12 protein-coding genes are annotated in these 13,558 nt (G+C 68.0%); all 12 read right to left on the bottom strand.

Features of this window, described 5'->3' with window-relative positions; translation table 11 throughout:
- Positions 1–200 precede the first annotated feature (200 nt).
- The 12 genes from AB0D59_RS43005 to AB0D59_RS42950 all read right to left on the bottom strand — a co-directional run bounded on the left by AB0D59_RS43005 (position 201) and on the right by AB0D59_RS42950 (position 13,137).
- Positions 201–569, bottom strand: a complete 369-nt coding sequence (locus AB0D59_RS43005) for a hypothetical protein (protein WP_362576756.1) — start codon at positions 567–569, stop codon at positions 201–203.
- A 40-nt stretch (positions 570–609) separates the two neighbouring features.
- Positions 610–1,785 (bottom strand): 2-oxo acid dehydrogenase subunit E2, encoded by a 1,176-nt coding sequence (locus tag AB0D59_RS43000; RefSeq protein WP_362576755.1) that lies wholly within the window; start codon positions 1,783–1,785, stop codon positions 610–612.
- Entirely contained in the window at positions 1,778–2,785 is a 1,008-nt protein-coding gene (locus AB0D59_RS42995) for a transketolase C-terminal domain-containing protein (protein ID WP_362576754.1), read from the bottom strand. The genes AB0D59_RS43000 and AB0D59_RS42995 overlap by 8 nt, the downstream gene beginning before the upstream one ends.
- A gap of 3 nt (positions 2,786–2,788) precedes the next feature.
- Positions 2,789–3,718 (bottom strand): thiamine pyrophosphate-dependent dehydrogenase E1 component subunit alpha, encoded by a 930-nt coding sequence (locus AB0D59_RS42990; RefSeq protein WP_362576752.1) that lies wholly within the window; start codon positions 3,716–3,718, stop codon positions 2,789–2,791.
- A gap of 181 nt (positions 3,719–3,899) precedes the next feature.
- Entirely contained in the window at positions 3,900–5,006 is a 1,107-nt protein-coding gene (locus tag AB0D59_RS42985) for a C45 family peptidase (protein ID WP_362576750.1), read from the bottom strand.
- Positions 5,003–5,617: a GNAT family N-acetyltransferase gene (locus AB0D59_RS42980; RefSeq protein ID WP_362576749.1), complete on the bottom strand. Its 615-nt coding sequence runs from the start codon at positions 5,615–5,617 to the stop codon at positions 5,003–5,005. Before AB0D59_RS42980 ends, AB0D59_RS42985 begins: the two co-directional genes overlap by 4 nt.
- A 1-nt stretch (position 5,618) precedes the next feature.
- A complete protein-coding gene (locus tag AB0D59_RS42975; RefSeq protein WP_362576747.1) occupies positions 5,619–5,879 on the bottom strand; it encodes a phosphopantetheine-binding protein in 261 nt (86 codons plus the stop codon).
- Positions 5,869–7,407, bottom strand: a complete 1,539-nt coding sequence (locus tag AB0D59_RS42970; protein WP_362576745.1) for an AMP-binding protein — start codon at positions 7,405–7,407, stop codon at positions 5,869–5,871. The genes AB0D59_RS42975 and AB0D59_RS42970 overlap by 11 nt, the downstream gene beginning before the upstream one ends.
- Positions 7,404–9,419 (bottom strand): class I tRNA ligase family protein, encoded by a 2,016-nt coding sequence (locus AB0D59_RS42965; protein WP_362576743.1) that lies wholly within the window; start codon positions 9,417–9,419, stop codon positions 7,404–7,406. The genes AB0D59_RS42970 and AB0D59_RS42965 overlap by 4 nt, the downstream gene beginning before the upstream one ends.
- A complete protein-coding gene (locus tag AB0D59_RS42960) occupies positions 9,416–10,492 on the bottom strand; it encodes an FAD-dependent oxidoreductase (RefSeq protein WP_362576742.1) in 1,077 nt (358 codons plus the stop codon). The genes AB0D59_RS42965 and AB0D59_RS42960 overlap by 4 nt, the downstream gene beginning before the upstream one ends.
- Before the next feature lie 3 nt (positions 10,493–10,495).
- Complete coding sequence (locus AB0D59_RS42955) at positions 10,496–11,791, bottom strand: SidA/IucD/PvdA family monooxygenase (RefSeq protein WP_362576741.1); 1,296 nt, start codon at positions 11,789–11,791, stop codon at positions 10,496–10,498.
- Positions 11,792–11,901: 110 nt separating this feature from the next.
- Complete coding sequence (locus AB0D59_RS42950; protein WP_362576740.1) at positions 11,902–13,137, bottom strand: acyl-CoA dehydrogenase family protein; 1,236 nt, start codon at positions 13,135–13,137, stop codon at positions 11,902–11,904.
- Between the last annotated feature and the right edge of the window lie 421 nt (positions 13,138–13,558).

Raw genomic sequence — 13,558 nt, 5'->3', positions numbered from 1 at the left:
TGTCGCCGCGGCCGATCCGTACGCCGTTGAAGGTGAAGTCCTCGGTGGCCGTCCGCCGGTTGTACGGCGTCGCCGGCGAGACAGACCCACGGCCGTCTCAGGATCGGTTCGAGGTGGGTGGCGGCCGCGTGTCGGCGCGCTGAGCAGGGCGGAGCTCCGGTGGGACGAGGGTTCTCACACCAAGTCGTCAGAGCCGGAGTTCAGTTGCTGATTGAGTCTGCCATCCCCGAGGTCGGGTTGTCCGCGATCGGGGACCGGGTGTCGTCGCCGGCGGCAGGACCGCCCGTCGAGGTCACCCGCGAGGTGTCGTCGGGTCTGCCGGCCAGGCTGGGTGAGGTGGGCGACGGGCGCCGTGACCAGGGGCGGCTGTATCCGGTGGCGGCGGTGCCGGCGCCGGCCGCCGGGGCGGTGGTGACCGGGACACGGTCGCCGAGCGTCCCGGCGAGCGCCGCGCCGAGGTAGGGCAGGATCGGGTCGGCGGTGCAGCCGGCCGCGATCCCGATCCGTGGACCGGCCGACGCCGGGTCGCCGGCTGCTTGGTAGGCGGCGCGCAGCGCGCGGAGGTCCACAGGGGCGTCGAAGAGCGGCAGTGGCTTCGTCGTCCTCCCGTCAGCCCGCGAGCCGGGCGATGGCGTCGGCGGTCTCCAGGTCCTGCTTCACCGCGGTGAGGAAGCGGACCGCGTCGCAGCCGTTGAGATAGCGGTGGTCGTAGGTGGCGGCGACCGTGGTGACCGGCCGGGTGAACGGCGTGCCGTCCTCGGTCAGCGCGACTTCGCTCCGCTCGGCACACAAGGTCACGACGCAGGTGCGGCCCGGATGGACGATCGGCGCGGCCAGGATGATGTCCGGATCGTTGTGCAGCGAGAGGGTGATGGCCTCGTCGGCGAACGCGTCCTCGCGGAAGTTCTGCCGCAGGGCGCTGACTCGGAAGTCCATGAGGTCGTCGGTCAGGTCGGCGATCGGACGGCGGGCGGCGTCCTTGAGCACCGGGATGAACAGCCCGGTCCCGACGTCGACGGTGACCCCGACGTTGGCGGCCGACGCGAGGGTGAGGGTGTGGTCCGCACCGGGCGTGGCGAAGAACAGCGGGAAGTCGGCGTGGCGAGCGGCCATGGCCTTGACCAGGAGCTCGACCAGCCCGTATGGAGCGCCGCCGCGGGTGGCGCGGAACGCTGTCAGGTCGACCGCGATCGCGGCGAAGGCGGCCGGGATGGTGCGGTGCGCCTCGCTGACGACGGCGGCCACCGCGCGCTGGCGCGGACTGAGGCTGACGACGACGGCGTCCGCGGACGCCGCGGACGCCCCAGCCGTCACGGACGCCGCCTCCTGGTCCATGAACCCCTCGTCGATGAGCCGCTGGACGTCGGAGGCCTTCACCACCCGCTTGCCGAGCTTGCGCAGTTGCTCGGTCCGGATGCCGTGATCCTGGGCGAGGGTGCGCGCGGCGTCGCTGAGGATCGGGTCCTGGCCGCCATCGTGGTCCTCGCCCTCGCCCTCACCCTCGGGTGCGGTGGTCACGACGGCGGCCGCCAGGTAGTCGTCCCGTTCCTGGCGGCTGTCGAACAGCAGCCCCACGGGCCGCCCGAACTCGCAGTGCGCTCCGGCCTCGACGAGCCGGTGGAGGACGCCGTCCGCGTCCGCGACGAGTTCCTCCAGGGCCTTGGCAGTCTCGACCTCGGCGACGACCGCGTCCGCGGACACCGCGGCACCGTCGTCGACCGTCCAGCCGACCAGGACGCAGCCCTCGTCGTTGTTGTTGAACTTCGGCAGCAGCAGTTCACGCATGCAACGCCTCCCAGATGGCGCGGTGGATGTCAGAAGCTTGGGGGAGCACGGCCTGTTCCAGGTGTGCGGCGGTCGGGATCACCTCGGCCTCGGCGCTGCACAGCACGACCGGGCGCCGCAGCCGGCCCCACAGCCGCTGATAGACGCGCGCGGCGACCTCCGAGCCCCAGGTGCCGCCGGCGGCGCAGTCCTCGACCAGGCACACGACCTCGGCGCCGGCCAGGGCGGGCAGCAGTGGCTCCACGTCGAACGGGTACAACCGGGTCGGAACGATCACCTCGCAGGTGATCTCGTGCTCGGCGAACAGCGTCCCGGCCGCCGCCAGCGCCCGCCGGGCCACGCCGCCGGGCACGATGATCACGCAGTCGGCCGCGTCGTCGCCGTCCGACGCCCGCAGCCGCGCCGGGCCGCCGGCTCCGAACGGGAAATCGGCGACGAACGGCCCGTCCGTCCCCGGCTCGTGCATCGGCTGCGTGTAGAGCACCTTGTCCTCGAACAGGACCGCCGGCTCGCCTTCGGCGAGCAGGCCGGCCAGCAGCGCCGAACTGTCGTGGAACGGCGAGATCTCGTGCACCGACAGGTGCGGCACGCCGATGAAGTGCTTCTGCAGGCTCTGACTGTGGGTCGGGCCGTACCCGCGCCGCCCGCCGGTGGGACAGCGCACGATCACCGGGACCTCGACGCGGCGGCCGTACATCGCGACCGATTTGGCCGCGAAGTTCACGATCTGGTCGAAGGCCAAGGTGGCGAAGTCGCCGAACATGATCTCGACGATGGCGCGCCCGCCGGACAGCGCCAGCCCGTTGGCCACGCCCACCAGCGACTGCTCGCTGATGGGCGTGCTCAGGACCCGGTCGGGGTAGCCCGACGACAGCCCTTTGGTGATCTTGAAGGCGCCGCCGTACGGATCGGCGACGTCCTCCCCCAGCAGGAACAGGTCGGGATCGGCGGCGAAGGCCGCGTGCAGAGCCCGGTTCAGATTCTCAGCGACACGCTCCACGGCTCAGCCCCTTTCCCACACCGAGGCCGGACGGGCCAGGACCCGGTCCACGGCCTCGGCGATCCGCGTCCGCTGCTCGTCCTCGACCTTGGCGAACAGGTCGGGGTCCAGGCGCCGATAGGCGTCGTGCCAGTCGTGCTCCCGTTCGGCGGCGATTTCGGCGGCGGAGCGCGTGTCGTCGCCCTTGCTGTGCGGGCCGAGGCGGTGGGTCGCGAACTCCACGACGGACGTCCCGCCGCCGGTGCGCGCCCGTTCGATCACCGGTGCCAGGCGCGCGCGGATCGCGGCGACGTCGCTGCCGGTCACGGACACATGGGGGATTCCGAACGCCGCGGCCCGCCCGGCGATGTCGCCGGCCATGGCGCGCGCGGTCGGCGTGGTCTGCGCGATGCCGTTGTTCTCCACGACCACCAGCAGCGGCAGCCGCCACAGCGCGGCCAGGTTCAACGCCTCGTAAACGGCGCCCTCGCCCCAGGTGCCGTCGCCGATGTAGGCCACGGCGATCCCGGGCCGGCCGGTCCGCTGGAACCACAAGGCCGTGCCCACGGCCACCGGCAGGCTCTCGCCCTGCACGCCGGTGGACAGGTAGGTGCCCCGGAAGATGTGCTGGCTGCCGCCGACGCCCGAACAGACGGCGCCCTCGCGGCCGGTCATCTCGGCCAGCAGGCCCTCGGGGTCGTCGAAGCGGGCCAGGTAGTGTCCGTGGCCGCGGTGGTTGCTGAACACGAAGTCGTCCGGGGCCAGCAGCGGCCCCAGGGCCACCGGCACGTACTCCTGACCGAGGCAGGTGTGCGTGGTGCCGTTCAGCAGCCCGCGCGCGAACAGGTCCAGGACGGTCTGCTCGAAGTGCCTGATCATCAGCAGGCTGGAGAGGTCTTCGACGTCGATACCGGCATCGATCCCGGCGATGCCGACGGCAGTGCCTTCCTTCATGACAGGCTCCCTTCCGGAAACGCTTCTGGCGCGTGTCCCTCGAGGACTGTCGTGAGCTGATGCTCGTGGTTCACAAGGACGACGGATCGCCCGTTCTCGTCATCGAGCACGTTCATGTTCCCGCCCGTCGGTGTTCGAAAAGTTCAAGATGAGGTCGCTTGAGTCATGTCGGCATGGATGGTCAACGCTCGGCCGTGTCCATGTCCTTGTGGATGGGAACGCCGGCAGTGCAGCAGTCCGGGTCCGCAAAGGTGAACTCCCTGGTGACAGATGTGGCGGGATCACCCGGCCTGATGTACAACTCACCGCTCCCCGGCAATGCGACGGCAGCAGCGACGGTGCGCTCGTACCGGACGTCACCGGTTCCGACAACTCGGATGGGAGGGACCGAGAGCAGAGCGAAATGCTCCTCCACCCCTGCGGCCGGTGCCATCGCGGCGAGACCGGCGCGGCACGCCTCCAGCCTTCGGCGTGAGGAGTTCCGCGCGAAGACGTTGATCTCGTCGAAGGGTTCGAACTCGGGGTGGAGGAAGTGGTTGGTGTGCTCGGCCTGTTGGGCTTCGAGGCACCGGAACCGGCCGTCCAGAGCCTCCACCCAGACCGCTTTGCCCGCGTCGCAGAGCATGAACGACCGTGAGCTGGCCAACGGGAGACCGCGGAGGCACTCGACCGCCTCATCGACGGTGGCAGCGGAGTCCAACACGTGGCGAATGGCCAGGTACGGCGGGACTCCGGGTTTCCAGTCGCCGCCGAGGACCAGGTTGAGGCCCACGGCCAGGCCGTCGCTGTTGACCCCGAGATAGCCGAGCAGGCCCGCGAAACTGAGCACCAGGGCCCGGCGCGGGGAACCTGTGAGTCGGACGTCGAGGACGCTGATCTGATCGTCCAGGTCGCCGTTGAGGTCCACAGTCTGGGCCAGGACCGGATGGGAACCGGCCTTGGCGTAGGTGGTGCAGTCGCCTCGCGCCGGGATCTTCCGGTAGCCCAGGATCTCCCGGCGCAGTTGCAGCAGCAGCGCCTGGTCGCGGTGGATTCCGATTCCGTCGGCGAGTCCGGTGATCTCCTCGGCCAGCCGTGGCAGCTCTGCCGTGATCACCTTGTCGAACGCGGACAGCACCGGTTCGAGCCCGGCCGTCGTGACCGGTTCGTCCACAAGCAGGTTGAGGCGGCAGAGCGAGTCGTCGACGAAGCCGCGCAGCGGACCGGCGAGAGCTGCCCCGTGCTGTCGGCCGACCTCATAGGGATCGCCGCAGAGATGCAGATGGGCGACGCCCGCTCCGCCGGTCACACCGCCATGCCCTGACGGGTCACCTTCGCGTGGGTGGCCAGCTCGTCCTTGAGCCACGACCACTCACCGCGCAACACGCTGTAGTAGACAGCGTCCCGGCGCCTGCCGCCAGGCATCGGGTTGAAGCTGCGAAGGACGCCCTCCTCCACGGCGCCGATGTTGCGCAGGCCCCGTCGGGCCTGCGCGTTGAGCTGGTCCGTCTTGAACTCCACGCGCTCGGCGCCCAGGTTCTCGAAGGCGTGCTCGAGCAAGAGGTACTTGGCCCAGCGGTTGATGCCGCGGCCCTGGAAGTCGACGCCCAGCCAGGACCAGCCGATCTCCAGGCGCGAGTCCGCCTCGGAGAGGTTGCCGAAGCTCATGCTCCCCGCGCATCGCCCCGCCGTCTTGTCGGTGATGTGGAAGACCACACGCCTGCCTGCGGCGTGGTCAGCGACCATGCCCTGGAAAAAGGCGTCGAAGTCCTCCTCCGTCTCGACCAGGCTCACGAAGTAGCGCCAGATCACCGGGTCCATCGCGATGTCGTGGATCGACTCGCGGTCCTCGGGACTGATCGGACGCAGCCTCACGTGGTCGTTCTCCAGCGTGGCCGCGGCCAGCTCTGCCCAACTCACTCTAGGAAGCCTTTCCGGCGTAGCGTGACAGTGTGTCTACAACATCGTGGAGCGTGCGCATCTCTGCGACGTCGCGCTCGGTCAGATGCGCGAGGTCGACCGTGAGGTCCTCGCAGAGCCGAGTCAGGAACAGGACCTTCTGCAACGAGGTCAAGCCGTAGTCGGTCAACTCGAGGTCGAGTTCGATCTCGTGCGGATCCGCGGCCGGCTGGAGCGCGGCCGACAGGTTTTCCCGCGCGATGGTCTCGACGTCACTGGGCATGGATACCGTCCTGGTTGTTCGTGATCTCCGACTGGAAGGCAGCGAAAATGGCCTGCCGTTTCGGCTTGAACTGCGAAGTGAGCATTCCGTTGGCGATACTGGGCCGCGGGCTCGCGACCACGACCTTGCGAATCTGTTCATCGCGGCCGAACGAGGCGTTGGTGCGGGCCAGTTGTTCGGCGATCGCCTCGAGGTCGGCCGTGTCGGAGGAAGGCGAGACCACCGCCACCAGTGACGTCTGCGCGGGGCAGAACACCACGCACTCCTCGATCGCCGGACTCGTCCGCATGTGCTCCTCGATCCGCCGGACGATCACCTTCTTGCCGTTCCCAAGCACGATGACGTCGTCGGCGCGGCCCCGGACGAACAGGAAGCCGTCCTCGTCCACGTAACCGAGGTCACCGGTGCGCACCACCCCGTCCGCGACGAACATCCGCTCGGAGTCACCGGGCTCGGCGAACTCGTAGCGCTGGTTCACCGGATGCTCGCTTCGTACCAGGATCACGCCGGCCTCGTCGAACAGCACCTCCTTCCCCCGCAGTACCCTCCCCACGCTGCCCTCCCTGTGAGCACCGGGATGGTTCTTGCTGACGATGCACGTCTCGTTCAGCCCGTAGCCCTCATAGATGGGAAGGCCCGCGTCGGTGAGGTAGCGCAGCACCTCCCTGTCCGCCGGCGCTGATCCAGTCCACAGGTAGCGGATCCGATCGCCGAACAGCCGCCGCGCGGCCGCGCGGCGAGCCGCCTCCGGCGCGACGCCGTCCGCGCGAGCGGCATCCTGGCTGATCTGCTGCCTGGCGGCCTCGAAGAACGCTGGTACGCCCATCACCACAGTCGGCCGGGCCGTTCCCAGTGCGGCGAAGGCCGCCTCGTACGTGGTGACGGTCGCATCGTGGCCGAAGCAGAGGGCGGAGTAGAGCCAGTACCGCTGCTGCAGCAGCGACAGCGGAAGGAAGACGAAGAGATTGTCGTCGCCCCGGTGCTCGAAGATCTCCTGCACAGCCTGCATCGACGCGTCGATACTGCCGACCGTGGCCCCGAGTCCCTTCGGCTCACCGGTGCTGCCGGAGGTGAACTTGATCGTCGTCACATCCTCGGGCTCGTACACGACGGGTCCGGGCGGCTCCGGCCATGCCTGCCTGGCAGCCTCGGCGACATCAGTGAAAGTTCGGACGGCCGCCGGCGCGTCCGCCGGCACGTCCTGGTCGGTGAACACAACCGTGAGCCCGTAGCGTGCCACCAGCTCTCCGGCATCGGTGAACTTGCCTGGCTCGAAACCTGCGACCACCACCTTGAGCCGCAGCGCGGCAAGGTCCAACAGAACCCATTCCAGGCTGTTGGCCGCCAGGATTCCGATGCGGTCCCCGGCCTCGACGCCGAGGCTCCGAAGGTAGGCGGCGACATGGCCTGACTGTTCGTACAGTTCGGTCAGGTCCAGCGTCCTGAGACTGCCGAGCCGGATGAAGGAGATCCGGTGGCCGGGAGCCGGCGGCCCCGCCACCAAGCGGTTGATCACGGAGTCCGTCATCCCATGGCTCCCTCGGCGAGCGACCAGTCCGACGGCAGGGCCTCGAAGTAGGACTGTTGTTCGAGGCCGATCAGGGTGCCGGGCGCGACCAGCTCGACCTGGGAAGGCCAGGACGAGAGGCCGGTCGTCCCCAGCGCCTGGGCGAGCCGCGCGGCGAATCGAGGCATGATCGGCGTGGCCGCGCGGGCCAGCAGTCGTGCCGCGGCCAGTTCCAGCGCGATGGCCGTTCGGGCCTCGTCCTTCCAACCGGCGATCAGCGCGGTCCGTGCCTCTGCTTCAGCGAACCGCCGAGTGTCGACGACGATCCCGTCCAATTCAGCGGCCGCACGGTTCAGCGAGAATCCGTCCTGCCCGAAGCTGTCGGCGACTGCGGCGAGCCGTACGCCCAGGCGGTTGAGGAACGCCGTGTGCTCAGGAGTCCAGACACCGGCGTCAGGGGCGATCCCGCCGTACTGCCCGGCGACCCGTGCGCCCAGGTCGTTCAGCCAACCCTGCCAGCCGTCCACCAGGACCCGCTGGACGGTCTCCGTGTATGCCTCGAGTTCGAAGTTCGTCCGTCGCCGCTCCGGACGCGTGAGCGACAGGTAGTAGCGCACCGCGTCCACGGTCTCCGGTCGCAGGATCTGCTTACCCCAGATGGCATGGCGCCTGCTGGTGGAGAACTTGCCGTCCTCCAACAGGTAGAACTCATTGACGTGGTAATCGATGTCTGGATTCCACTGCGGGTACGCCAACCGGTAGAGAGCCGGGTAGAGCACGGCATGGTAGAAGCTGTTGTCGTAGCCGAAGAAGTGGACGAACTTCCAGTCCTGCTGGGGAGTCACGGCTTGCCAGTCACGGCCCAGACGGCCGCCGAGGGCCTCGATGCCGTGGAGAAAGCCGTAGGACATCTCAGGCCAGACCCAGATCACCTGCCCGTCCACTGTCGTATCCGCGGGCGCGACGCCCCAGTCCGACGGGTGGGTCACGGGAATGTCGAGCCTGGTACGCGCGAACACCCGGTCCGCCAGTTCGCGGAGTCGGGCCGGGACCCGACCGAGACGGTGGTGGTCGGCGACCTCGCTGCCGAACTCGTGGAGGGGCAGGACGAAGCGTGGGACAGGTTGCTGCTTCGGCGGCGCCTCCGACCGGCTGCTGCGCGGGTTGACCAGGTCGACGCAGACGTTCGGTTCGCCGCACTCTTCGCAGATGTTGCCGCTGGTGCCGCCCCCGCATCCGGGACAACCGCCCGAGACGTCCACCTCGTAGAGGTAGGCGTCCGTCTCGTCGTCCACCAGGGCAGCCGCCTGCTGGACGGTAACCGCCCCCGAGTCGACCAGCTTCGAGAAGTATCTGCGTAGACCGTCCCGGCAGCCGGGGTCCTCGTTGGTCACTGTGTACTGGTCGACCTCGATGTCCATCAGACGGAGCGTCGCGGCGATCTCGGCACTGTAGTGCTCGGCGGTACGCGCCGGTTCGCGCTCCTCACGGCGGGCGCAGTCGACCACGTAGCTCTGGAAGTCGTCGCTCCCGGTGAGGTGCCACACCTCAGTGCCCTGCATGCGTTGGAACCGGACGTAGGCGTCAGCTCCCAGGTAGGGACCGGACAGGTGGCCGAGGTGGAGGTCGCCGTTGGGAGTGGGCGGGGTCGAGAAGACGAAGACCGGCCTCTCGTGGAACCGGCGGCGCGTACCGCCTGCCGCTGCGGCCTGGGCGGCGCGCACCGGGTCGCGCCAGTACAGGTCGAAGAAGACCAGGTCGACGTCTCCGTCGTTCTCGACGACGTGTGTCTCGAAGGGCTCGAACTGGCACACCGTTCCCGGCTCCACCCGGATACGCCGACCATCGAAAGCCACCCATCCGGTTCCGGCGACGACGACGAACATCTCGATCTCGTCGTGCTGGTGTGGATCGGAGGTGACGCCCGGCGCGACCCGGCCCCAGCCGGCTCCGGCACTCATCTTCTCCACGGAGCTCATCTCGATGCCGAATGCCTGGTGCAGTTCCTCCGTGGAGAAGACGCTCACGTTCATCGGTGGCTCCCTTGGTCGGAAACGTTCTCAACGGCTTTACGGAGCAGGTGCGCTGCCTCTGCGGCGATGGCGGGTGCGAGCCGGTAGCCGGAGCCGTTGGCGGAACCCGCGAACACCAGTCGGCCCTCCTCGTCCAGAGCGCGTACCAGCGGCTCCCGATCTGCGCTGTACGCGTCGCAGAACACCCTTCCGCTGCGAGCGGAGTCGGCCAGGCGGGGGGCGCGGCTGATCAGCACCTCGCGGGCCTCAGCCAGGTCCGACGGGGAGACGCTGCCGGTGAGCCGGTCGGGGTCGACGTCCCAGACCTGACTGGTGTGGCTGAAGAGCCAACGCCTCTGCTCGTGCAGCGGGAGCAGGAATGCGTCCTCGTCGTGGAAGACGACGACTCCGTCCTCGGGTGCGGGCGGCTGTTCGATGTGCAGCGCGACGACCTTCTTCACCCTGACGTCCAGGGGGGTGAGCCGTTCCCGCCAGGCTGGTGCGGCCAGCCACGGGCCGGGCGCGAGCACGACCGAGTCGGCCGTGACGCGTTCTCCTGTGCCGAGCCCGAGTTCGTAGCCGCTCCCGACCCGGTCCAGGGAATCGACGGAGACCCCTTCCCTGAAACTCGTCCGTGGCCGCAGAGACCGGGCCAATGCTCGGGTCAACGCCCCGACGTCGGCGTACTGGCAGCCCTCGCCCGTCCAAGCCGCCGTCTCGTCCGACAGTGGTGGCAGCCAGTCCGGCAACGCGTCCACGCGGGACAGTCCGGCCTCGTCAAGATAGGCCGCCTCCACCAGGTCCACGGTCGCACGGTCGGACACCACCAGCATGGGAACCGGATGAATGGGCAACGCCGGATCAGCGTCGAGCAGGGCCCTGTAGTAGGCCTGGCTGTAGCCGGCCATGCGGCGCACACGCTCCGTCGCGCCACGAGGGAAATGCAGACCGGCCGACCGGCGACTGGCTCCGGACCCGACGGCATCTTTTTCGAGCACCAACACGGAAGCGTGCGGAGCCCGTAGCACCAACTCCCGCGCGATCGTGCACCCGATGATTCCGCCACCGACGACTGCGAAGTCGACGTGCGTCATGGCTCACACCACGCTCTCGTCCGGGCTGAGCTTCGCCGACCATTCGATGAACGAAGGAACCGGATCGTCACTGCGCACACATCGAACGCGGTCGATGATCCGCTGGCTCCGCCAGGCAAGCAGGCTGAGGTTCTTGTCCGCCAGTCCGCGCTGTCGCAGGGCCGCGTTCTGGAGGAAGATGCTTCGGTTCGAAGGACCGTCCCACTTCACGGCGAAATCACTGTCGATCCGGTACTCGTCGCCCTCACGCTCGAGTCGGTCCGCGATCGGCGCGAGGAAGTCGGGCGCGACGGTGCGGAATCCGGTCGCCCAGACCACTACGTCGGCGTCGACCTGCCCGAGGACCGCCGGATGGTTGCCGTTGTGCAGCTTCAACGACCACGCGTTGTCGGAGGCGGAGACCGCGATCACGTTCCGGTTCGGGTACAGCGAGACCAGGTCGGTGTTGCCGTGGATGAACCGCTCGGCGTAGATACGCTGGTAGATCTCGCGGAGTGTGCCCTCGGAGATGCCGTCACTGGTGAGGACTTGCTCCCGGTTGAGCGATTCGCGCGTCCCCTGGTCCAGCCTGGAGAAGTAGTCCGAATAGCCGGGCATGTAGAAGTCGTTGGTGAAGGGCGAGTCGTCGATGGGGTAGAAGTTGTGGCGGCGCGACACCCACGAGACCCGGCGCGGTCGTTCAGCGGACGGACGCGAGATGAGGTCGAGGAACGCCTCAGCGCCCGACTGGCCGCCGCCGACCACACAGACTCTCTTCCCCGCCAAGTCCCGGCTGAGAGGCACGAATTCGCTGACGTGGAACTGAGTGAGGCCGAGATGGTCACGGGCCACCGCCGGCACCCAGGCATGTCTGCCGATGCCGATTGACACGTTGTTCGCCGTGACAGTGCGTCGGTTGGTGCGCAGAACGAATATGCCGTCGAAGTCGACGGACACGACCTCCTCGCCGAACACCACGTTCTGGTTGCGCCGGCTCGCCCATTCCAGGTAGTTGCGGAACTCCTGCCGCGGCACCGCGCTGAACTGAGCATTGATGAAGTGGTAGATCCGCCCTTTGTCCTTCAGGTAGGACAGGAACGAAAAGGGACTGGTCGGGTCCGACAGACTCACCAGATCCTTGAAAATGGACACCTGGAGGGTCGCATCTGGGATCTGCTGTCCATCATGCCAACTGAACACCTCACGCTTCTCAAAGAAGAGGTTCGGTAGCCCCGGACAACCGTGCAACAGAGATGCAAGACTCAGGTTCGCAGGGCCGACGCCTATACCGACACACTCGTAGTGCTGTTCGTCACTCATGGCTCTCCCCGTGTATGCATCGGATGTCTTTCCGCGCCCGGCAGCCAGTGCGAGCCAGGATGCACGGGTACGGATCTGCCCGCGTCACTGCTACGACAGGGGACGACAAGTCAGCGCTCCACTCGACTTGCACTGCGTCCGGATGCTGCTCGGGATCGGCCCGCGTGCGGCCGTCGTCCTAGCGCGTCCGCGATGATCAGCTTCTGGACCTCGGACGCTCCCTCGTAGATACGCAGGGACCTGACCTGCCGGTACAAGCGCTCGGGGACGCTGTCGGCAACCAGGCCGGCCGCCCCGTGGACCTGGACGGCAGCGTCGACGATCTCCTGTGCGGCCTCGGTGGCGGCCAACTTGGCGATACTCGAGTGCTTCGCGTAGCCGGGGTTCCCCTGGTCGAGCTCCCACGCAGCCCGCGCGACCAACATCGCGGAACAGTTCAGCTTTATTTCCATGTCGGCAAGCGCACCCTTCACAAGCTGAAGGTCCATCAGCTTGCCGCCGTGGATCCGCCGCTCACGGGCCCGCTGGACTGCCGAGTCGAAAGCGCGCCGCGCAAACCCCACCGCGGCCGCCCCCACCGTCATCCGGAATCGCTCCAGCAGGTCCGTCGCGACCACGAACCCCTGTCCGGGGCGTCCGAGTACGCTCGATTCGGGGACCAGGCAGTCTTCGAAGGCCAGGTGTCCGAACGAGCGCGGAGCAACCAACCGCACCTCCTCCAGCACCCGGACTCCAGCCGTGCGCGCCGGCACCAGAAACGCCGTGAGCCCCAGCGCACCGGGTCCCCCACCTGTTCGCGCGATCACGCAGTGCAGATCCGCGATGCCGGCGTTGGCGATCCAGGCCTTTCGGCCGTTCAACAGATAGCCGTCGGACACTCGGTCGGCAGTCAGACCGACTGCTGAGATGTCGGAGCCGGCCTCCTCCTCCGAGATCGCGAACGATCCCGTCACCTCGCCCGACGCCATTCGCGGCAGATACTCCAACTGCTGCTCACTGTTTCCGTATTGGACGATCGGGGTCGCCGACAGCGCTTGGATGGAGAAAGCGAAGTCCGCCAGATCGTCGGCGTACGCAAGGATCTCCCTGGCCAGACAGATCGAGCGCTGGTCACCGGCGGCGGACCCGTTCGCGGGATCGAGGAATCCCAGCCATCCGGCGGAGCCAAGCGCGCTCAGGATCTCCCTGCCGGCCTTCTCCGGGGTCTGCTCCAAAGGACGTGACCACAGGCCGGCGTGGCCGGCGCACCAGTCCGCGAGTTCCACGGCAAACGTGCGGTGCTGCTCCTCGTAGAACGGCAACGCCAGGATGTCCTCATCGAGACCACTGAGCAGCGCGTAATTCATGTCGCCCTTTCAGATTCCGCAGGTCAGCATCGGTCGAGACGGCCGCGACCCGGCGGCACCTTGATCAGGCGATGCTCGATGAAACGTACGCGACCAAGGCGCAGCCCGGCCAGATCCGCCGCCCTCTCGCGGCACCACACCGATGTCGGCGCCGTGACGGGCCTCCTGTCATCAGGAAACGACGATGGTCGTGAATTCACGGGCATGACAGACGGCGAAATCGTGGATCACCAGTGGTCGCAGCACTAGGCGCATCTTCACTTCACCGATGTCGGTTGATCACCTCGTGGCGGGGATTCGGCAAGAAGGCACGGAACCTGATGATCGTCTGGTGCCGGATGCCGTACGACCACAGGATCCGCGCTCCGCCTGCCGTCTTCACCATGAGCCTGCTGCGACGTGTCGGCCGACGCCTGTCTCG

The organism is Streptomyces sp. NPDC048417, from assembly GCF_040651615.1.
Classification (GTDB): domain Bacteria; phylum Actinomycetota; class Actinomycetes; order Streptomycetales; family Streptomycetaceae; genus Streptomyces.
The sequence above is the reverse complement of the archived record's forward strand: the minus strand, read 5'-3'. Positions and strand labels throughout refer to the sequence as shown.

Coding starts and splice junctions, on each gene's coding strand:
- AB0D59_RS43000 (WP_362576755.1), bottom strand. CDS start 1,785: ATGCGTGAACTGCTGCTGCCGAAGTTCAACAACAACGACGAGGGCTGC.
- AB0D59_RS42990 (WP_362576752.1), bottom strand. CDS start 3,718: ATGAAGGAAGGCACTGCCGTCGGCATCGCCGGGATCGATGCCGGTATC.
- AB0D59_RS42975 (WP_362576747.1), bottom strand. CDS start 5,879: ATGCCCAGTGACGTCGAGACCATCGCGCGGGAAAACCTGTCGGCCGCG.
- AB0D59_RS42970 (WP_362576745.1), bottom strand. CDS start 7,407: ATGACGGACTCCGTGATCAACCGCTTGGTGGCGGGGCCGCCGGCTCCC.
- AB0D59_RS42965 (WP_362576743.1), bottom strand. CDS start 9,419: ATGAACGTGAGCGTCTTCTCCACGGAGGAACTGCACCAGGCATTCGGC.
- AB0D59_RS42960 (WP_362576742.1), bottom strand. CDS start 10,492: ATGACGCACGTCGACTTCGCAGTCGTCGGTGGCGGAATCATCGGGTGC.
- AB0D59_RS42955 (WP_362576741.1), bottom strand. CDS start 11,791: ATGAGTGACGAACAGCACTACGAGTGTGTCGGTATAGGCGTCGGCCCT.
- AB0D59_RS42950 (WP_362576740.1), bottom strand. CDS start 13,137: ATGAATTACGCGCTGCTCAGTGGTCTCGATGAGGACATCCTGGCGTTG.